Origin of the sequence: Acinetobacter sp. AS5, from assembly GCF_048957595.1 — a bacterium.
Lineage (GTDB): Bacteria > Pseudomonadota > Gammaproteobacteria > Pseudomonadales > Moraxellaceae > Acinetobacter.
The window spans coordinates 1-21,344 of sequence record NZ_JARDAL010000005.1; the positions used below are offsets into that span (position 1 = coordinate 1).

Annotated in this window: 20 protein-coding genes; 5 read left to right on the forward strand and 15 right to left on the reverse strand. The window is 43.0% G+C overall.

Features of this window, described 5'->3' with window-relative positions; all coding sequences use genetic code 11:
• Positions 1–327 precede the first annotated feature (327 nt).
• Entirely contained in the window at positions 328–795 is a 468-nt protein-coding gene (locus PV763_RS03005; RefSeq protein ID WP_420937326.1) for a GNAT family N-acetyltransferase, read from the forward strand.
• Here the strand turns inward: PV763_RS03005 and PV763_RS03010 are convergent.
• The 5 genes from PV763_RS03010 to PV763_RS03030 all read right to left on the reverse strand — a co-directional run bounded on the left by PV763_RS03010 (position 792) and on the right by PV763_RS03030 (position 5,617).
• Complete coding sequence (locus tag PV763_RS03010) at positions 792–2,603, reverse strand: diguanylate cyclase domain-containing protein (RefSeq protein ID WP_420937316.1); 1,812 nt, start codon at positions 2,601–2,603, stop codon at positions 792–794. The two genes, PV763_RS03005 and PV763_RS03010, sit on opposite strands and share 4 nt — an antisense overlap.
• Positions 2,604–2,844: 241 nt before the next feature.
• A complete protein-coding gene (locus tag PV763_RS03015; protein ID WP_004280661.1) occupies positions 2,845–3,183 on the reverse strand; it encodes an FKBP-type peptidyl-prolyl cis-trans isomerase in 339 nt (112 codons plus the stop codon).
• 85 nt (positions 3,184–3,268) lie between these two features.
• A complete protein-coding gene (locus tag PV763_RS03020) occupies positions 3,269–3,892 on the reverse strand; it encodes an MgtC/SapB family protein (RefSeq protein WP_420937317.1) in 624 nt (207 codons plus the stop codon).
• Between the two features lie 85 nt (positions 3,893–3,977).
• Positions 3,978–4,508: a YaeQ family protein gene (locus PV763_RS03025; RefSeq protein WP_026056583.1), complete on the reverse strand. Its 531-nt coding sequence runs from the start codon at positions 4,506–4,508 to the stop codon at positions 3,978–3,980.
• 101 nt (positions 4,509–4,609) lie between these two features.
• The gene (locus PV763_RS03030) at positions 4,610–5,617 is read right to left on the reverse strand and encodes a CobW family GTP-binding protein (RefSeq protein WP_420937318.1); all 1,008 of its coding nucleotides are present in this window, start codon (positions 5,615–5,617) and stop codon (positions 4,610–4,612) included.
• A 391-nt stretch (positions 5,618–6,008) separates the two neighbouring features.
• Here PV763_RS03030 and PV763_RS03035 point away from each other — a divergent pair, with 391 nt between their 5' ends.
• Both PV763_RS03035 and PV763_RS03040 read left to right on the forward strand, forming a co-directional pair.
• A complete protein-coding gene (locus PV763_RS03035; protein WP_219308707.1) occupies positions 6,009–6,242 on the forward strand; it encodes a hypothetical protein in 234 nt (77 codons plus the stop codon).
• Positions 6,243–6,594: 352 nt separating this feature from the next.
• Positions 6,595–8,199: a bifunctional 3-(3-hydroxy-phenyl)propionate/3-hydroxycinnamic acid hydroxylase gene (locus PV763_RS03040; protein WP_420937319.1), complete on the forward strand. Its 1,605-nt coding sequence runs from the start codon at positions 6,595–6,597 to the stop codon at positions 8,197–8,199.
• Between the two features lie 103 nt (positions 8,200–8,302).
• On the opposite strand, the gene PV763_RS03045 is transcribed toward PV763_RS03040, so the two are convergent.
• The 7 genes from PV763_RS03045 to PV763_RS03075 all read right to left on the reverse strand — a co-directional run bounded on the left by PV763_RS03045 (position 8,303) and on the right by PV763_RS03075 (position 14,208).
• Entirely contained in the window at positions 8,303–8,896 is a 594-nt protein-coding gene (locus PV763_RS03045) for a glutathione S-transferase family protein (RefSeq protein WP_420937327.1), read from the reverse strand.
• 132 nt (positions 8,897–9,028) lie between these two features.
• Positions 9,029–9,922 (reverse strand): LysR substrate-binding domain-containing protein, encoded by an 894-nt coding sequence (locus tag PV763_RS03050; protein WP_191112525.1) that lies wholly within the window; start codon positions 9,920–9,922, stop codon positions 9,029–9,031.
• A gap of 26 nt (positions 9,923–9,948) precedes the next feature.
• On the reverse strand, positions 9,949–11,124 hold the full coding sequence (locus PV763_RS03055) for an MFS transporter (protein ID WP_253174385.1): 1,176 nt from the start codon (positions 11,122–11,124) through the stop codon (positions 9,949–9,951).
• Positions 11,125–11,164: 40 nt separating this feature from the next.
• Positions 11,165–11,728, reverse strand: coding sequence for a TetR/AcrR family transcriptional regulator (locus PV763_RS03060; protein WP_420937320.1), 564 nt, complete (start codon positions 11,726–11,728; stop codon positions 11,165–11,167).
• Between the two features lie 150 nt (positions 11,729–11,878).
• Positions 11,879–12,400: an acyl-CoA thioesterase gene (locus PV763_RS03065; protein ID WP_004280680.1), complete on the reverse strand. Its 522-nt coding sequence runs from the start codon at positions 12,398–12,400 to the stop codon at positions 11,879–11,881.
• A 287-nt stretch (positions 12,401–12,687) separates the two neighbouring features.
• Positions 12,688–12,864, reverse strand: a complete 177-nt coding sequence (locus PV763_RS03070) for a hypothetical protein (RefSeq protein ID WP_004731959.1) — start codon at positions 12,862–12,864, stop codon at positions 12,688–12,690.
• A 339-nt stretch (positions 12,865–13,203) separates the two neighbouring features.
• Positions 13,204–14,208, reverse strand: coding sequence for a patatin-like phospholipase family protein (locus PV763_RS03075; protein ID WP_311203747.1), 1,005 nt, complete (start codon positions 14,206–14,208; stop codon positions 13,204–13,206).
• 124 nt (positions 14,209–14,332) lie between these two features.
• On the opposite strand from PV763_RS03075, the gene chrA reads away from it, so the two are divergent.
• A complete protein-coding gene (chrA, locus tag PV763_RS03080) occupies positions 14,333–15,538 on the forward strand; it encodes a chromate efflux transporter (RefSeq protein ID WP_420937321.1) in 1,206 nt (401 codons plus the stop codon).
• 55 nt (positions 15,539–15,593) lie between these two features.
• Here the strand turns inward: chrA and PV763_RS03085 are convergent, their stop codons facing one another.
• Together PV763_RS03085 and gltS are read right to left on the reverse strand one after the other, a co-directional pair.
• The gene (locus PV763_RS03085; protein ID WP_005252633.1) at positions 15,594–17,069 is read right to left on the reverse strand and encodes an alanine/glycine:cation symporter family protein; all 1,476 of its coding nucleotides are present in this window, start codon (positions 17,067–17,069) and stop codon (positions 15,594–15,596) included.
• Between the two features lie 45 nt (positions 17,070–17,114).
• The gene (gltS, locus tag PV763_RS03090) at positions 17,115–18,353 is read right to left on the reverse strand and encodes a sodium/glutamate symporter (RefSeq protein WP_420937322.1); all 1,239 of its coding nucleotides are present in this window, start codon (positions 18,351–18,353) and stop codon (positions 17,115–17,117) included.
• A 903-nt stretch (positions 18,354–19,256) separates the two neighbouring features.
• Here gltS and PV763_RS03095 point away from each other — a divergent pair.
• Positions 19,257–19,964 carry a nitroreductase gene (locus tag PV763_RS03095; RefSeq protein WP_420937323.1) on the forward strand — a complete coding sequence of 236 codons (708 nt, stop codon included), beginning with the start codon at positions 19,257–19,259 and terminating at the stop codon, positions 19,962–19,964.
• A 77-nt stretch (positions 19,965–20,041) separates the two neighbouring features.
• Here the strand turns inward: PV763_RS03095 and PV763_RS03100 are convergent, their stop codons facing one another.
• Positions 20,042–21,259 carry a multidrug effflux MFS transporter gene (locus PV763_RS03100; protein WP_420937324.1) on the reverse strand — a complete coding sequence of 406 codons (1,218 nt, stop codon included), beginning with the start codon at positions 21,257–21,259 and terminating at the stop codon, positions 20,042–20,044.
• Between the last annotated feature and the right edge of the window lie 85 nt (positions 21,260–21,344).

A 21,344-nucleotide genomic window follows, 5' to 3' on the forward strand; every position in this document is an offset into this window, starting at 1 on the left:
TTAAAGCCTTCGACTTAACCTTCTTTTACATCAATAATGGCTTCATTTAATGTCAGCATACTTTTTAAAACACCACCTACTATTTATCTTCTCTGCTTACTCATTTGTGCCCAGATTCGAACTTCGATTTATTCAAAAATTAATTTGCTTTAATTTTTTTATTTTTAACGCTGTAATGAGATTCAAGAACTTGAGATAAACAAACAGGACAAATCAGCAACAGAACCGATCTTCACATTGATAAATCACAGCAAAGATTCTCAAAAAACTACAATATTGTTCTGTTTTTTACCCTCTTCTTTTTTATCAAATAAACCTTCCCTATAACTGTTCGAGAAAATGAATAATATTATGATTCGTGAAGGGAGGGTCGAAGATATACCTCAAATTATTCAGGTCATTCATGACAGCATTCAATCTTGCGTACTGGATCATCAGCGTGAAGAAAGCAAAATTCAAACCTGGCTAGAAAAGTTTGATCATGCCAGCCTGATTGTCGATATGCTTTATAACGATTGCTGGGTTTATCTCATCTATGACAAGGTCGTCGGGTTCTTATTGGTCAGTGATGCTGGAGAAATCCGGATGCATTATGTGGCCCAACACTGCCAAAGACTGGGGTTCGGCACCCAGTTATTTCATCAAATGCATCGCACTTTATTAAAGAAAAAAATTCATCAGATTGAAATACAGTCTACTCAAACTGCCTTAAGTTATTATCAACACTGCGGCTTTCATCCCCATTCTGCCGAGTCAGAAGATGAATCGCGTTATCTGTATAAATATATTTTTTAATCGGCCTCTTTTTCAATTTTCAACTGATCACGTCCTGCCTGTTTGGCGGCATAAAGCTGCACATCTGCCGCTTTCATCAATTCATGAATATCTGCATAGCCATGTTTTTGTTCAACCCAGGCCGCACCCATACTGACCGTCACATAATCTTTCGCATCTGGCCGATTCAGATGTTGCATACGCTGTTCCCGAATCTGGTTTAACACATTTTCCAGATTTTTCAGGGCAGTTTGAACCGGCATTCCAGTGAGCAGAATCGCAAACTCTTCACCACCATAACGTGCCAGATAGCCAGACGGTGGCAAAGCGCCTTGAATAATCCTGACCAGATTTTTCAGGATTTCATCGCCTTTTAAGTGGCCATAATAGTCATTATAGTTTTTAAAAAAATCGACATCGAGCATGGCAAAAATCAAGGTATGTTGCGGCTGCTGTTGGGTCTGCAAAAACTGCTGCTGGATTTCATGATTTAAGGCACGCCGGTTAAAAGCTCCAGTCAGCGCATCAATATTCATTTGCTGTTCCAGTTTGGCATTCACTTCACGCAGTTGCTGGGTCCGTTCTTTAACTTTTTGATCGAGCGAATTATTGAGCGCGATCAGGTTCAGGTTTAGCTGTTCAGTCTCATAAGTTTGATGTGCATAATGTCTGGACTGCTGAAACATAATTAATAAGGCATAAACACTGGTAGAGATAAAAAACAGATACGTGGTTTTAATTGCATTGATCAGCAACAGATAATCATTCAAAAAGGTGACACAAAGAAAAATAATCGCAATCAGATTTAAACGCGAATAATGCTCTTTATAACGTAAGGTCTGATAAAAGCCGTAAATAAAATTAACGATGATGACCAAGGCAAAAATCGCACTAAATAGGGCCAGACGTTCAAATATCTCAGGAGGTGAGAATAATGTAAAAATAATATTAAAGACCAGTAATGCCACCGCGATATAATAAATCACCGGATTTAAATAGCGCCGGTTAAACAGATGCATATAACTGAGAAAAAAGAAGGCAGCAATAAAAGTAAACAGATACTCTAAGCGGGCTCCCCACAGCCAGTTGATATTGCTAAATACCGTATAGGCATAAGGTGCAGAAAACAGATTATGCAGGGCCAAAAAGACAATAAACCAGCCAAAAACAAAGATACTTTTACTGTTACGTTCTCGTGATCCCCTGAATACCGAAAATAGAATGGTAAACACCCCCACCCCAAGCACCGCCCCACACACCATGGCGATACTCATCATCAACTGCTGGAATTGGCGATTGATGGTACCTGCAACGCCGATCTGCATTGGTCGTTCGAGACCGCCATGCAAGTGGGTATAATTGGAAGCCTGAATGCTTAAGGTAATATACTCAGTGTCTGGAACAAAATAGCCAATACGCGGTGCTTTCTCAGTCACCTGTTTGTCAGGTGTGGTACTGATTTCCCCGAGACGGACAATAAACTGTCCATTGACATATACCCGATAGGCGCCGTATTGGGTTGGAATCCGAATCGCGATGCGTCGCCCGAGAAATTCTTTCGGAATTTTAAAATAACCAATAAAGGTACCGTAGCCAGAGTTTGAACCCGCCAGAGTTTTAAAAGAGGCTGGCAATTCAACTGTTTTTGACTGGAGTACGGGGCTGGGCTGAACAATAAACTGACTCGGATAAAACAGCCATTTTCCCTGCAAGGCACTAGTGCTATGTTCGGTAAAATGAACTTCAGTAATATGGTCGTGAGATTGCTGCTGAAATGACGGCGAAGGGAGTTCATCCTGAGCGATTGCTGAACTTATGATGCAAGTCATCCAGCTCAAGGCACAGACAAATACGAAAAAACAGACATTCCTTATCAAGTTATGCAAATACGTTATATCTCAAAATAATTCTTTATTATTCTTATAATCTACAAGGAATATTTTTGATTTCAAATCTTTTTAGATGTTTTTTGTAGCTTCTCCGGCACAGCCTATTTTGAAGCGACTGCACCGGAATCACCGTACATCTTTAAATAAAAAATATAATTTATATTCAGCTAGTTAAATGATTTTAATCACGTGTTTTTACATCAAACAGTTCAATTTCAAAAATCAGGTTGGAATTGGCGGGAATGACTTTACCCATTTTACGTTCGCCATAGGCCAAATGTGCAGGCACCATCAGTTTACGCTTACCGCCAACTTTCATCCCCAGAATACCCTGATCCCAACCTTTGATCACACGACCGGTACCAATAACAGTTTCAAAATAATTACCGCGGTCAATTGAAGAATCGAACTTGGTTCCATCTTCCAGCCAGCCAGTATAGTGCGTGGTAATTAAGGCACCTTTTACCGCTTCTTTACCTTCGCCTACTTTTAAATCAATAATTTCAAGTTCGTTGATCATGGTTATTTACCTGAGAGGAGCATAAAATTCAAAGCTCAGTATAAACTGGAATGCTCTATATTTTTAAGTCTGGGCCATTGATGGGTTAAAAGCTGAGTTCCTGAATATTCTTATCATTGAGTAAATACTGGGTTAATTCTTGATGATTCTTGGCCGATCCCATCAGAATCCAGCGTCCGACAATCTGTTGATCAATTTTTTTTTGTGAGGAATGCACCACTTTTAACTGATAACGTTTAAATAACATTTCGTAGTGATCGGAATCATTTTGATCAAATGGACAAACGATTTCATAGTTGCGTTCCTGATTCAGAGATTCAATGCCGCGCTGGACATACATCAATAGAACCAGCACCACCATGACAATAAAAGTAGCCCAAATACTTAAGAGTTCATAGCCTGCACCGACCGCCATGCCGAGTGCGGCTGTCATCCAGATCGTGGTTGCGGTGGTAATCCCGGAAATACGGTTATCATCTTTCAGGATAACACCAGCACCTAGAAAACCCAGTCCAGTCAAGACATTGGCGGCCAGCCGGTCAGGATTGGCCACGCCTATTTTCAGGGAGATAATGGTAAATAAACAGGAACTCAGACTGACCATAATCATGGTACGCAGTCCGGCAGATTTACTGTGATACTCACGCTCTGCACCAATAATTGCGCCGATCGCGACAGCCAGCAGTAAATCATAAAGTTCATGGTACATGGTGCAACCCTGCGTATTCTTATCCCTCAGATATACGCAATTTGAGCTACAGGATACAAGTCCAGACTTGCATCCTTATTTGGCCTTATTGTAACTGTTCCCACTCCACCAGCACCTGGCCCTGATCACCGATCAAGGTCCATTCACCATCCATCACATTGAGCTGTAACTGCATGGTGCGTTCGCATAATTGTGGCAATGCGTCGGTGGTTGCGGTAGATAACTTCCACACTTCCACATTTTTTAAGGTTTTTAATTTGCTGCTGCGCTTATACCATTCATCCACCGCAGAACCATAGGTGACAACTGCGACCTGCTTGCAACGCGCACTGGCCTTTTTGACTTTATCTTCATCCGGGCTACCGACTTCAATCCATTTGACCAGTTGACCGGTCAGATCTTTTTCCCAGAGTGCCGGTTCATCGGTTTCAAAAAGATCCTTGGTAAATTCCAGCGCTTCATCGGCATAGCGTGCATAGGCCAAAATACGCACCATCAAGCGTTCAATGGTTTCTGAAGGATGCAGCGCCATCGTCAGCTGATAGTCTGCATAACGATGCGTATCCATGTCCGCAATATTCAAATCAACCTTATAAATCGTCGCTTTTAACGCCATCACATAATCCTCAAATTTGGCGCCTAGCATATAAGATTTAGCGCTATTTTGCTGAACAGATTTAGGCCAATAATTCATTCAACGTACTAGAAACAGTGCCGTTATTTCTCCAGATCCATACGACATTGCATCAAGGCTGTTTCAAATGCCAGCCAATCCCGTGACTGTTGATAAATCACTTCTACCCGGTTATCAATGCCTTCATCTGCTGACTGATAATTAAACTGCTCAGGATTAAAATTAAAGCTTTTCCAGCCTTGGTCGGTATGAAAAATCCCTTTGATTCTGAGCCAGTCTTTTTGTTCACAGAGCAGATCCAACAGATCATAAAAATTAAATTGCCAGCGTTTTGGCAATTTCCAGCCCGCGACCTGATAACCCTGCGCACTTTCTACATAATGATAAGGCATCTGCTGAATCACTACGGGCGTATCCGCTGAACGGGTGATCTGTTGCTGTTTTAACAAAGGCTGAATCTGACGGGCAGAACCCCGATAGTCCTGTTTGATCTGTTCGATATCGAGTTGCCCTTGCTCAGCGACCAACCACTGTTGAGCATAAGGTTGATATTCGGCCTGAAGTTGCATGAGCGCTGCGTGATCTGCGGCTGTCATCAAGTCAGTATGTGAAATCACCACAATATGCGCTGCCTTGAGCTGGTCCGCATACAGGTTTTGCTGAGACCAATCCCGATCATGCAAACGCGAACCATCCACCACAGTGACTAAAGCCTGCATATTTAAATGGCTGTGCCAGTGCGGTTCGGTCAGCTGTTCCAGTAATTGTCCCGGATGCCCCAGTCCGGTAGGTTCGATAAACAGACGATCCGGTTTCACTTCTGACAGCAGGCGTGACAAGGCAATCTGCATCGGCAATTGGCTACTGCAACATAGACAACCACCCAACAGCTCTTTGACCGCATAACCCTGATCTTGCGGCAATAACTGCTGGTCTACCCCAATCTGGCCGAATTCATTCATTAGCACAGCCCAGATTTCCTGTTCCGGTTTTTGCTGTAATAAATGTTTGAGTAGTGTGGTTTTACCTGCACCCAAAAATCCGGAAATGATATGGACAGGAATAGCCTGCGACGCTGACAGAATTTTCAAAATCGACTCTCAAGAGATTGAATAGAAATAGCAATACTCTGCATTATAAAGCACAGTGTGACTTTAAAATGCGTGTTCTTCGCAAACACGGCGTGAAAATCACAGAGATAAAAATTAATGGAATGATCCCAAATTACCAATTTTCTATGTTAACTTTTATTTCAAATTGGACTCTTGAAATATTCACACACACTTTCATTAAATAAAACTCCGCATAATTAACAGAAATAAAACAACTTTCTCAGTTTTGTATCTACAAGGTTATTCCCTGCGTGTCGCTTTTGTTAATTGATTTGCTCAGTAAAATTTCAGTGCTTAGGATGGGCATCTGTCGAATTGATGTGATGGTCAGCTCGGCAGATTACATGACATGAATAAAAGGATGCCAAAAATGAAATATGCACAAATCTTACTTGCCACTACGCTTACTGCTGCTGCAGCCACCAGTTTTGCTGACAGCAAAACCACAGATGCGAAAACCACCACTGCAGAAGAAAAAGTGATTGTGACTACACAAGAATTACCTGAATCGAATGCTCCTGTTGCAGGTGCATCTGCAGAGCAGCCTGCTGCCTCTGAAGCTGCTATAGAAAGCACGCCCCCTGCAAAACCTGCTGCACGTTAATTAATTGAACGACTCGTTTAATCCTTCAATGAAAATATCAGGGACAGTAATTCTCCAGTAGGCTTTGTCCTATACTGCCCCGATCTTATTCGATGCTGAATCATGCTTGATGCTGGTTCAGCATTTTTATTGCGCAAAATCCATTTATCACCATAGTCAAAAATGATCATAGAATTAATACTAGCTATTAAGCTTTTATTATTTTTATATTTTAATTCAAATACTTATTTAAAAATTACCTATTTCATTCCAATATCATCCATATACTTAAGCTACTATCGCCTAACTTGTTTCTAGCTTCTAACTGTCCCTTAATAGCATCAAATGCAAGTCGATTGAGTGGACATTCGCTATGAGCAATACTAACTACACTACTGAAGTGGCAATTCTGGGCGCCGGCCCTGTCGGCTTAACCATTGCCAACTATCTGAGCAAGCAAGGCGTAACTGTCACAATTGTCGAGCAACTGGATAGTTTGATTGATTATCCACGTGCGATTGGAATCGATGATGAATCCTTGCGTACCATTCAATCTTTGGGTTTAGTCGATCAAGTCTTACCGCATACCACTCCGAATCATGCGATGCGCTTCTTGACGCCTAAAGGTCGCTGTTTTGCTGATATTCAACCTTTAACACGTGAGTTTGGTTTCTCGCGCCGTAATGCCTTTATTCAACCACAAGTTGATAACGTCCTACTGCAAGGCTTAAAGCAATATAAAAACACGCAAGTGCTGTTTTCTCGTCAATTGACCCAGTTTAGTCAAGATGCTGACGGCGTAACACTTAACCTGAAAAATAAAGAGGATGATGCAGAAACCATCCGCGCTCAATACCTGATTGCCTGTGATGGCGGTAATTCCTATGTGCGCCGCAACCTGGGCATTGCTTTTGAAGGTGAAACCGCACCGAATCAATGGATCGTGATTGACCTTGAGAATGATCCGCTTGCTACACCACATATTTACTTATGTTGTGATCCGGTTCGTCCTTATGTATCAGCCGCATTGCCACATGGTATTCGCCGGTTTGAATTTATGGTTATGCCGGGTGAAACGCAGGAAGAACTGAGCAAACCGGAAAATATTGCCAAACTTCTTTCTAAGGTTTTACCAAGCACAGATGGTATCGAAGTGATCCGTCAGCGTGTCTATACCCATAATGCCCGTATTGCCGACAAGTTCCGTGTCGACCGTATTTTACTTGCCGGTGATGCAGCGCACATTATGCCGGTATGGCAAGGTCAGGGTTATAACAGCGGTATGCGTGATGCCTTTAATCTGGCTTGGAAAATGGCGCTGGTTGTTCAAGGCAAAGCTGGCCCAGCACTTTTAGATTCTTATCAGATCGAACGTAAAGACCATGCCAAGGCGATGATTGACCTGTCGGTGATGGCAGGTCACGTATTGGCACCACCGAAAAAATGGCAAGGTTTTGTTCGTGACGGCATTGCCTATGCCCTGAACTATATCAAACCGATCAAGCAGTATCTGCTGGAAATGCGCTTCAAACCAATGCCGAAATATCATGACGGCGCACTTTTGAGCAAGGGAGCCAAGAACTCTCCAGTCGGCAAAATGCTTATCCAGCCTCAGGTTCAGCTGGCTTCGGGTGAAACCGTATTACTGGATGAAGTGATCGGCAATGATTTTGCGATTATTGCCTGGGGTGTCGATCCGAAATGGGGTCTGAGCCCAGATACGTTGCAACAGTGGAAAACGCTCGGCGTGAAATTCATTCAGGTAATTCCTGCGGTGCAATTGCAAAATAGCCAGCGTAAACAGTATGAAGATGTCATCACCATTGGTGATATCGGCACAGATATCCGCTCGTGGTTTGGCAACACGTCTGATTCAGTTGTGATCTTGCGTCCTGACCGTTTCGTAGCTGCTCTGGCCATTCCTCAATCGATGGAAAGCACCAGCCAGCAACTGTTTAAAAAGCTTTACCTGAAATAATATTAGGGTCACTTTTCACCACGCTTCGGCGTGGTTTTTTTTATTATTTTTATATATTCCGGACAATATATAGACTGGGGAATTAGACTCGGTATTCCTGAAACTACGGGATATCTTTCAGGGAATCACGACGAGCCATCTGCTGCAAAAAAGGTCTGAACTCATCAAATTTCGGTAAAATTTTCGCAGAGATCGCGAAGATTAAACAGTAAGCCACATAGAGATCCACCGCCGAGACTTTTTCACCCAACAGATAGGGACTGGCCTGCCCGACGCCCTGTTTCAGAAAATCAAACACGGCTGCTTCATTCCCAAAACTTAAACTTCTCCGGTTCTTTTCAATATTTTCTGGCGACACCTGTAAATTTTTTATATCGATATATTCGGTAAAGGGTCCATGACAGAAAAACATCCATTTTAAATACGCCCCACGCTTCGGATCATCCAAAGCAGGTGCTAAGCCTTTGTCACGATATTTATCTGCCAGATAGATAAAAATAGCGGCCATTTCTGAAATAATGACACCTTGATCCACCAGACAGGGAACTTTTCCCATCGGATTGATCTGTGTATACGCCTGCTGATGCATATGCTCATAGGCGACTTCCACCTGTTCAATCTGGTCTTCAATCTGCAATTCTTTCAGTAAAGGCAACAAGGTCAGGCCACGTGATTGCGGGTTGTTATAGAGCTTCATCATCCTGCTTCAACCATTTTTTTATTATTAGATGTTCAGTATAAAGTGATTTGCAGTCCCGATTTAAAAGGATGTGCTACAGATCATTTCTGTCGCACGGCTTTTTAGATAGGCTGATCAACAATGCAGATATTAGAAAAGATCCACACAAAACTTTTCTTTTAATACTTTTAAAATCAGATCAATCACCACATGTTTTTGATCCTTGCGATAATTGGCATACAGTCCAATCATCGGTAACGGTTCTAGGGTCTTTTTCACCACAATATTATCGCCGAGCAATGGAATCACATAGGCTGGCACCAGACTCCAGCCCACGCCCATTCCCACCAGATTGACATTGAGCAGAATATTGGTGGAATACTGCACCACATTCACTTTTAATTTGGACTGTTTAAAAAAATCCTGAATCAGCTTATGCAGTTGCGGTGAGGACTGCTCATCACTAATTACAAAATCCTGATTTTCAAAACTCTTGATACTGACATAGGGCAAGGCCGCAGCCGGGGAATCTTTCGGCACAATCAAGGTTAAAGGCTCATCAAAAATGCGGATCGAATCAAATTCACTCAACTGCCCCGGATAACGGGTAAAGGCAATATCGATCTGTCCATTTCTTAAGGCACTAAACTGCTCTGCATCGGTCAGACTGTGAAACTGTGCTTTCAGTTCAGGAAAATGCGCGCGGATATTCGGCATGATATAAGGAAAGACTTTCATTTCCGCGACCGGGACAAAACCGATATTCAGCTGGTCCTGCTGTGCATTGGCGATCTGTCTGGCAGTCTGAATGGCGCGCTCTGCATGCTCAAGACTCAATAAAGCTTCTTTTAAAAATGCCTGACCGGCTTCAGTGAGCCCGACCTTACGGTTATTCCGCTCCAGCAACTGTACGCCAACCTCACGTTCCAGATCCTTGATTTGCTGGCTCAGTGATGGCTGTACCGTATTTAATTTTTCCGCGGCACGGGTAAAGTTCAGTTCCTGCGCCACTGTAACGAAATAACGTAAATGTCTTAATTCCATTTTATAACTCCAAACTTGCCGGGCGCTTATTTTTGCTTTTTGGCAACATACTGACGATAAACCAATATCGTCACAATGACGAGTACAGCACTCAAAACATAGGTGGTTTCAAAGCCCCAATAGGCAATCAATATTCCCATGGCTACGGAACCGATCGCTAAACCCAGATCAAACAGGGTAAAGAAGGTTGAAATCGCATGTCCCATACGCTGTTTGTCGACCGACTGAATGGCCAAGGTCTGCAAACATGGGAATAGTGAACCATAACCGATGCCAATAAACACCGCCGACAACCATAATATCCATTGATTGGAAATCAGGCTGACAATCACCAGACCAATGGCAAAGAAAATAAATGAAGGATAAATAACTGCACTGGGTCCCTTACGGTCATAAATCTTTCCAACCCAAGGTCTGACCAGCAACATGGACGCTGCAAAGACAATAAAGAATACGCTGGTATAGGCTAAAAGCTGCTTGGTTTCACTAAATGCAGTAATAAAGCTCATGATGCCCGAGTAGGCAAAAGCGGTTAATAAAGCCACGAAACTTACCGCCAGAACTTTGACTTCCAGAATATCCTGCAAGCTCAAGCTGGTTTTCTCTTTGCTTATGGCTTCAGGTTTTGGTAACTCTGTGATTTTGAGCATCCAGCAAAAGATTAATCCCAAAGAAATAATAACGGCAAGAATGCCAAATAAGACCTTGAAGCTGGTGAACTGAATCACGGTCAATGCCAGCAAGGGCCCAAATACCACACCCAGATTGGTTGACATGACAAAATAACCCATGCCCTCACCTTTGCGCTGTTCAGGAATAAATTCATTAGCGACGGGTACTGCCACCGTGGTCAAAATACTGAACCAGATGCCATGTAAAAAACGCACCAGCAACAGCGACCACATGCTATCTACCAGCAAATAACTAAAGGCAAATAAGGCAAAAATCACACCTGCGCCGCGCATCGAGATTTTCTTGCCGAGCTTTTCGATGATCATGCCGGAAAATGGCCGAATCGCAATCGAAGAGGCCAAAAATAGCGTCAGCGCCAACCCAGCTTCTTTTACCGAACCGCCCAGATCTTTCATGATGTAAATCGGCAAGATGGTCAGTAAGGCAAAGTAATAAACGAACAGGAAAAAATTATTGAATAAGCACAAGATAAATGAGCGATTCCATAACCGCTCAGCGCTAACTGACATAATCACCAACTTTTAAAATTTGTAGGGAAATAGCACAAACTCAGGCTTGAATAGCGACAGGATACAAGGCCAACTCGACCAGATTCTGGATATAGTGTTCATCTGGAATCCGGTTGAAAAAAATGATCTGGTAATGAATCGGGCCGTATAAGGTATCCAGCATCAAATCAAAAGGATAATCCGCGCGGATTTCTCCCCGTTCAATCGCTTGCTGAATCAGTTGATGAGTCTGTTGCCGACGTGGCAAGAGATATTGCTGAAAGAACTCACCTGCCAGTTCACGGTGATTGGCAATCACCACCAGCAAAGCCCGCCCCACCGGATGATTCAGTGCCTGAGATAAAGAACCAAGTTGTTGAATAAGATTACTTTTCAGGCTTTTAGAGGCATCCAGCTCAAATACCGAAGCTGTATGCTGTTTGAAAGTGTCCAGCACCAGTTCCGATTTATGTTTCCACCATCGATAAATCGTGGACTTGCCTACGCCGGCACGTGCCGCCACATCTTCAATCGTCAGCTGATGATATTCACATTCTGCCAGCGCATCTGCGACTGCCTGTAAAATGCACTGCTGTCGCCGGGAACTTTTTTCGTAACTCCTCATATTTTTCTACTTAACTTTTAATATTTAAAAATCGAAACGATACGTATCGTTTTATATTAGAGTAAAAAATGGCAAAGCTCCAGCAAAAAACTGAAATTGAATCAAAAAAAAGACCTTCTAAGGAAGGTCTTTTCTCAATCACGATCTAACTTAACTTTGTGCAGTCTTTTTATAAATGCTGCAAGAAGGATGATGATTTTCTTGCAAACGCGCGACTTTACGCTGTTCTGCTGCTTCAAAACGGCAACGTTTCCAGTCATTGTCCAGGTTCAAAGCTGGAATCTGTTTTGGTTTACCATTTTCATCCACCGCAACCATGGTGAAATAGCAGCTATTGGTATGACGTACCGTTCTCTTTTGAATATTCTGGGCTTCTACACGAATCCCGATTTCCATCGAGGTACGGCCAACATGATTCACACTGGCCAGGAATGTCACCAGTTCACCGACGTGAATCGGCTCTTTAAAATTCACCTTGTCTACAGATAAGGTCACGACATAACTACCCGAATAGCGACTTGCACACGCATACGCCACCTGATCCAATAATTTCAGAATGGTTCCACCATGAACATTTCCTGAAAAATTTGCCATATCTGGCGTCATGAGAACTGACATCGTTAACTCTGACTGGTCATCCGACACTGCTGCAATTTGATCTAAAGGGGCCATCGTTTTCTTTGAACTCTTTGAATGACAAGGTTATCGTTTATTATTATAGCGTTTTTAGCATGAATAAAATGTTCAATTCGGCAAATGAAGCATCACAATTATTGATATAGAAAATGTATTCATACAGAAAAAAATATATTTAATTGCTTAAAATCTCAGTTAGAAAGTTAAGTGCCAATAAATCAACACTTATTTATTTGCGGCTGATTACACCGCAACTGAGAATTTTTCACTGTTTTAAGCGCTGAACAAAAATAATTCAGGAAAATAGAAAGACTCTGCGTGATTTAAAGCATCACTGGCCTGAGCATTTCCTGTGCCACGTTCTGATAACTTAAAATTTGTTGACCATCCAAGGTTGTTTCAACGGTAAAAGAACCATCCTGATGGGTCGCGGTCACTGTAAAAATATAGTGTTCGAATTGTGCCAGTTTGACCTGCTGTCCAATTTTAATATGCATCATGATGTCTACATCTGTGTAGTGATCTTTTCAAACTGCATTCTGGCATGAACATCGATGCTTTTGAATATTTGATCAACTTAAGTATACGAATAATAATATTAAAATTTTGATTTAAGACGAATAAGGCTTATTATTTAAAACAATATACTTATAATTCAATTTGTTATATTTAAAATTAATTTTATCTTTTGCGATAATTCCGACTGACTGATACACATAGGCAATCATCTTATCTTTTATAACAATCAGTTAAGCGTTACAGCCGATGATCCGTTATCCTTTTGAGTGAATATCCCTATACTGCGATATAGGGATAAACAGAAATTTCAAAAAAAAGATTTATTGAGCTTGATGTTCATGTACCACAAACTGTGGAATGCGATGTCCTTGAGCATAATCATGTTTTTGGTAGGCTTGTGAAATTTCCATCAACTTTAACTGGGTCGCCTCGGCACCAGCCTGCATGGTGAGTTCCCTGCCACGGACATCAAAGATATGGCCTTTTTCGCGTAAATCCGGCTGAATCACCACATCTGCATGCTTTAATTCTTCATGCGCCAGATGTTGCTGCATAATATTGATGTTCTGGTTAAACAGTCCCCAGACATTGCTGGTTTCCGTGTGAATGGGTTGTGCCAGAATATCTACCGCAATCACAATGTCGGCTCCCAACTCACGTGCCACATCGACCGGCACCGGACTGACTAGACCACCATCTACATATTCTTTACCTTGAATGATGGTCGGAATAAACATACTCGGAATCGAGACTGAAGCACGTACCGCCTGTCCGGTATTGCCATGGTTAAAGACGACTTTCTTGCCTTCTTTCAGCGCGGTTGCTACCACAAACATCGGGATTTTCATGGCTTCAAGCGGGGTTTGATCGACCTGCAAATTGACATAGTCTTCAACTTTTTTGCCATCAAAAAAGCCTTTTCTGGCCAGTTTGATATCACGGACATCATTCGGTCGCATGCTGAGAGCAATATTGCGCAGTTCAATCGCCGGTTTGCCACTTGCATAAATGGATCCCACAATGCTTCCCGCACTGGTTCCAACAATAAAATCTGGTTGAATACCCGCCTGTTCCAGTACTTCCAGCGCACCAATATGCGCATAACCACGCGCACCGCCACTGCCTAGGACTAAAGCAACTACCGGACGCTGTTGGGTTTGCTTGATCTTTTGAAAATCAATTTGATTTGGACGTGCCTGAGCTTCTCCGCGTTGTGCAGCAGGTTGTAGATGACTGGTCGCCGCTTGGGCTGTCATTGGGGTCGTTTGGCAAGCACTTAGGCCAAATGTACCCAGTATCACCATACTCAACACATATTTCTGCATGCAGAGAATGTCCTCATTAATCTAAAGCAGCATAGTGTATAAACACATGCATAAATAGTCTGTAGAATTTCGTAAAACTGTCATACAGTTCAGCTACTTTATCTTCATTTTTCCCCATAACTGTATGTCTTCAATCTCACTGTATCGGATTTTCCTGATTTTCTTGCAACTGGGCTGCATTTCATTTGGTGGTCCAGCGGCGCATCTGGTGTTTTTTCACCGAAAATTTGTGACCCAACTGCAATGGTTGAATGACACCCAGTACAGTCAACTGGTCGCTTTGGCGCAACTTTTACCCGGGCCGAGCAGCAGTCAGGTGGGGCTGTCGATCGGTTATCTGCAACGGGGCTATACTGGTGCCGTGATCGCATGGTTGGGTTTTACCCTGCCCTCAATGATTCTGATGACCTTGGTGGCGCTCTTGGGTCAAAGCTATTTTCATATTTTAAACTCAAACAGCTTTCATACCATCCAGTTAATTGTATTTTCTGTAATCGCCTGGGCATTCTGGCAAATGCTGAGGAGCTTCTGTAAAACGGTTTGGCAATACGCTGTCTTAATCCTCTCTGTCGCATTACTAATAGTCGTTTCAGTAAGTTTTAACCAGATTCTGGTCATTATACTGGGCGCAATCTGTGGACTCTTGGCTGGATATTTTTCCCAATCAGATTCGAAACCCAAAGAAATTAACAAAACGGCAATCAGCTCGCCGTATATTCGATCTGCCGCTGCACCCTATTGGTTACTGGCATTTATCTTGCCGTTTGTTCTGCTCCCCTTAGCTGGGAAATTATGGGGTGAATCGGAACTGCAATTTTTTTCCAATTTCTATCAAACCGGTTCATTGGTATTTGGTGGTGGTCATGTGATTCTGCCTTTGCTATATCAGGACTTTGTCACAACCGGTTTAGTCAGTGCCCAATCTTTTGATCTTGGCTATGCATTTGCCCAGCTAATGCCGGGACCTTTATTCAGTTTTGCCAGTTATATTGGTGCTTTGCTGCCTTGGACGGCTTATGCCTGGCTGAATACATTGTTAGCGACCTGTGCAATCTTTTTACCTTCATTTTTCTTGATCTTTGCCACCTTGCCTTACTGGTCGTGGTTGATGCAGCAGCGCCATATTCATCAGGCGGTGATGGGCATCAATGCTGCAGTAGTGGGACTGTTACTGTATTTATTGCTGGATCTTTCACAACGCTATTTTAGTTATGGGTCCGACCTGGTCTTTGTCGCGGTGATGATTGCTCTGCTACGCTCAAAACTACCGGTCTGGTTCAGCCTGATTTTCGGCTTTGTGCTTTATCAAAGTTATTTAAATTTCTTTTAAATAAAACTTTGGCACAAAAAAAGCCCCGAATGATCGGGGCTTTTTGCTTCAAGTCTTACCAGATATCTGATTTGACCTTGTCTTTAAATTTAGGATGGTTATCCAGTTTAAATTCAGGCTCTTTCACACCACGCTTCAACTGACCAGTATAGTCGCGAAGTAGCATCAGCAAGAATGGCATCAGCAACAGGATTGCGATCAGGTTGATGCTTGCCATGACACCCATGAACAGATCTGCCATATTCCAGATCAACGGCACACTGGCGATAGAACCGAAATACACCATGACCAATACAAATAAGCGGAAAATCAACATCACCCGGCTATTGTTATTGATGAACTGGACGTTTCCTTCGGCATAGGCATAGTTACCAATAATCGAAGAATAGGCAAACAGGAACAGAATCAAAGCCAGGAAGTCATCACCCCAAGCACCAATCTGGCTTTCAAGCGCCATCTGGGTCAAGGTCACGCCTTCAAAGCCTGCATTTTCATACAGACCCGAAACCAGAATAATAATCGCGGTACATGAACACACCACAAAGGTATCTACAAATACTCCGAGCATCTGTACCAGACCCTGGTTGACCGGATGTTTGACATCGGAAGCTGCAGCAGCATTCGGTGCCGAACCCATCCCTGCCTCGTTAGAGAACAGACCACGCTTGATGCCCATCATCATCGCCATAGATACCATGGCGCCAAAGAATCCACCAGCGGCGGCTTCAAATTCAAAGGCTTTACTGAAAATGAGCTGGAAGATGGATGGGAGCAAATCGTAATTGATGACCGCAATATACAAAGCCACAGCCAGATAAAGCACAGCCATAAACGGCACAAAGCTTTCCGCAACTTTCGCAATCCGTTTAATCCCGCCAAAAATGATCACCGCAGTCATCAAGACCAGAAACAATCCGACCCAGGAAATTTCCAGATTCAGGCCGCCTAATGGCAGAATCAGGTTCGCCTGATCCCAGCCCCAGGCATGAGAGGTTGCTCCGGTAATGGCATTGGCCTGAACTGCATTGAAGACAAAACCATAAGTCGTGATCAATGCAATTGCAAAAACAATCCCGAGCCATTTCTGTTTCAGGCCTTGGGTAATGTAATAAGCTGGCCCACCACGGAATTGCTGGTTTTTGTTATCACGCACCTTAAACAACTGTGCCAAAGAGGATTCAACAAAAGCAGAACTCATGCCCAGAAAGGCAGTAAACCACATCCAGAACACGGCACCGGGGCCACCAATTGCAATCGCAATGGCAACACCCGCGACATTGCCCACCCCGACCCGGCTTGCCAGTCCGGTGACAAAAGCCTGGAACGGAGTAATCCCGTGCGTATCCTGAACCTTGCCACGACTATTTTTCATGACTTTCATGCTGTGCCAGAACAAACGAATTTGTACTGCACCCGTCATGATCGTATAGAAAATACCGACTGCGACCAGAAACACCACCAGAAAGTCCCATAAAGGGCCATTCAGGGCATTAATCCAGCCGAGTAAGGTTTCATTTAACTGATCATTCATGTCATATCCTTATGAGCCTATGACTCATCGTATCAGGCATAAAAATTATGCAAAAAACTTCAAAATCATCTGAATAACAGTAGCATTGATTAAGTCAACGAAGAACGCCCCACATAATGGAACGATCAGGAAGGCCTTATGCGACGCACCATACATATTGGTAATCGCCTGCATATTGGCAACCGCTGTTGGCGTTGCACCCATACCAAAACCACAATGACCTGCTGCAAGTACCGCAGCATCGTAGTTTTTGCCCATGAGGCGGAAAGTGATGAAAGCTGCATACAAAGCCATGGTGATGGTTTGCGCACCCAGAATTACCATCAGTGGTCCTGCAAGGTCAGCCAATTGCCATAATTTCAATGATAACAATGCCATCGCCAAGTACAGCGACAATGAAGCATTACCGAACACATCAATCGCACGATCAAAAATCTGAACCTTGAAAACACCTTCCAGTACATTACGCAGGATGACACCACCCGCCAATGCCCAGACAAATGTTGGCAGTTCAAACGCAGTACCTTTACTGAAACCCGTCATAAACTCTGCAAAAGCCAAACAACCTGCGAACAGGCCCAAGGTCGTGATTGCATTATCAGCGGTAATTAAACGCACCTGATGCGGATATTCAAACGGTACATATTCGTTGGTCGTGCTATCCATTGGTGTATTGTCACGCTTTTCGATCTGCTGATCGGTACGTGCAGTAGCCAGGTTATGACGATTGATCAGTAATTTGGCCAAAGGTCCACCAATGATCCCGCCGATGATCAGACCGAAAGTCGCACTGGCCATACCCAGTGCCAAAGCACCCTGAATGCCATGTTCAACTTCAAAAATCTCCCCCCATGCACCCGCAGTACCATGACCGCCGGTTAAGGTAACTGAACCTGCAATCAGGCCAATCAGTGGGTCAATACCAAGCAGTGTTGCCAGACTCATACCGACTGCATTTTGCAAAACAATAAAAATCGATATAGCAAACAGGAAAATTACCAGACCGACACCGCCTTCACGCAACTTGGAAAAGTTGGCACTCAGACCGATCGAGGCAAAGAAGATCAGCATAAAACTGGTTTGTAGCTCTGAACTGGTGGTGATGCTGTATCCCCACAGTGAATGCACCAGTAATGAGATAATCGCAGCAACCAAACCGCCTGCAACCGGCTCAGGAATATTGTAGCGCTTTAAAAAATCGATTTTATTAACCAGGAATCGGCCGAGTAACAAAACAATGACTGCGGCAATCAAGGTATAAAATGCGTTAAAAGTAAAATCCATAATTTTTTGCCCAAGATGATTTTGAATTTTTTATTGTTCTAAAAGTGATGGAGTGCACTAGATCTCTAGCTCGCTCATTAGATGTTCATCTGGAAATATCCTGATTTGATCTATTACCTTTAGAAAAACAAACCGATTTATCATCTCTTTTAAACTTATGAATATCATCATCACGATCATATTCAACAAATGAGAGATTTATAAAAGCAACACCTTTTCTATTCCGACACTCAGTCTGTTTGAAAATTGCAGACATTTTTCTAACAGACGCGCATGCTGGTAAAAAAAACTGTGTTTTAAGCTCAAAAAAACATTCAGTGCTTGATGAGTGCTTTCAACCTAAAGACTTCATTCAAGCCATCTGGAATCGCGTTATTTAAAACAGATCTTAATCACAAAATGCATGAATTAAGATGAAAAGTCGTACATTATGCTGTTTCTTTGTATCAAGTTTTATTTCTTTTTATTAGCAATAGTTAATTTACCTATAAAAAATAATTATAAATTCTCATTTTTATATGAAGATTAATCTATATTTTAATTCAAAAAAAATATTAATCTTTTACTCGACACGGAATGAAACAGGGATCTTGAAATTAAATTATCTTGATTTTCAGTCAAAATAAACCAGTTCTCTGTTTGAAATTGTTATTGTTGAATGGTTCAAGCACTTGGGTTTTAAGCCATTTTTTAAATCAAAGACCAACTTTATGACTAAATCCATTGCTATCACTTAGGCGATTTATGCTCAGCTAAAAGCATGCGAAATTTCATTACTCAAGTCATTTTGCTGACAAATTGTTTTTTTCAGCTGGCGGAGAATGAAATTTTCCTATCCCCCGTTCTGTTTGTTTAGTTTATAGTCATTGCAAACTCAATAAGGATATTCGACTGGACCCCATAATGGATCAAAATCTTGTTCATGCTGTAGATCACACTATCACTTCTCGCCATTCAGTGCGTGCTTTTCAAAATACCCCCGTTAGTACTGACACCTTAAAAGAGATTTTGACGGTTGCCAGCCGCGCACCATCAGGAACCAATACCCAACCTTGGAAGGTGTATGTGGTAACAGGTAAAAAGCGCGATGAACTCGTGCAACGGGTTTGTCAGGCACAAATGCAAATCTATGCAAATCCGGAATTGTCACAGCAGTATCAGGAAACCTTTGCCTACTATCCTGAACAATGGATCTCGCCATTTATTGAACGTCGTCGTGAAAATGGCTGGGGTTTATATGGCTTGCTGAATATTCAGAAAGGCGAAAAGGAAAAAATGGCGCGTCAGCAGCTGCGTAATTTTGAATTATTTGATGCGCCTGTCGGCCTGTTCTTTACCGTCCATCGTTCTTTGGCGATTGGTTCCAAAATGGATGTTTCCATGATGATCCAGAATGTCATGCTGGCAGCAAAAGCCCGCGGTCTGGACACCTGTCCGCAGGCTGCCTGGAATCATTTTCATCCGATCGTGCTTGATCTGGTCGGCGCACCTGATGATGAAGAGCTGGTCTGCGGTATGGCACTGGGTTATGCCGACCCAGAGCAGATTATTAACAGCTTTATTACCCCGCGTGTTCCCGTAGAGGAATTTGCCGTATTTATCGATGAGTGATGCAAGCAGGGCTAAGCCAACTTGCTTAGCCCTCTGCTCAATCCAGCATTTTTAATATATTAGAGAACGCCCAGCATCTATGCATTTTTCAAGATTGGCATCTTGATTTTAAAAATCGCCCAAGCGGAAATACCTACAAAAACCAGCATGATCAATGCCATATTTAATAAGGCATGCCAGATCAGAAAATTCAGTAATACACCGCCCAATAAGCCACAGACAAATTGCATACTGCCCATAATCGCACTGGCGGTTCCCGCCCGCTCGCCCTGTTCAGCCATTGCTAAAGCCATGGCATTCGGACCAGTAAACCCAAGGGCTGCCACCACAATAAACATGCCTAACAACACCCAGAGCACAGAATCGACATCCAGACAGCCAAGCAAGATTAACCCTAATACACCGGCAAACTGCAGACAGGTGCCAATTTTCAGACGCTGCAATATCGAGAAACGCCCAGCCAGACGTTTATTCAAGGTCGAAAACAGCATGATCCCGAAGGCATTGGCACCAAAGGCATACGCAAACTGCTGCTCGGTCAGTTGATAACGATCCATCAGAATGGCCGAAGAAGCGCTGATATAACAGAACATCACCGCACCGGAAAAACAGCCGGCATAGAGCGGGCGTCGAAAGCGTGGATCCTGAAAAATGCACCGGTACAAACTTATAACCTGTTGAAAGTTCAGCTTGAGACGGCGTTCTGGCTCCAGGGTTTCTTTAAAAAGAAAGTGTACACAGGCTAGACTCAACAGACCGCAGCCCATCAACACCAAGAAGATCACGTTCCATTCATAAAACATCAACACCCAGGCCCCCAGACTTGGAGCAATGATTGGCGCAATGGCGGTCACAATCATCATGCTGGCAAAGGCCTGAGCTGCTGAATGCATATCCAGACGATCGCGAATTGCAGCGCGTGCCATGACCACCCCGACACAGCCACCGAGAGCTTGCAGAATTCGTGCAGCGATCAGGCTCCATTCATCCTGCGCAAAGACACACAGCAAACTTGCCACAATGTATAAACACAGCCCAAAATACAGTGGCGGTTTACGTCCAATCCGGTCACTGATCGGACCATAAATCAGTTGCCCGATCGCCAGACCGAAGAAATAAGCCGGCAAGCTATTGGAAACCATTTGGGTACTGACACCAAAATCTGCTGCCATAGCCGGTAAGGCCGAAAGATACATATCAATGGATAAAGGCCCGAGTGCACTTAAGGTCGCCAGCAAAACAATCCAGGACATGGCATAAGGTTGTTGTACTATTTTATTCGATGTCATAAGCATGAAGATTTAAAGCGCTAATATGCAGACAAATTAACACAGTGCATAGTATGATTTAGCCTGAAATGAAGATTTATAAATATACTAT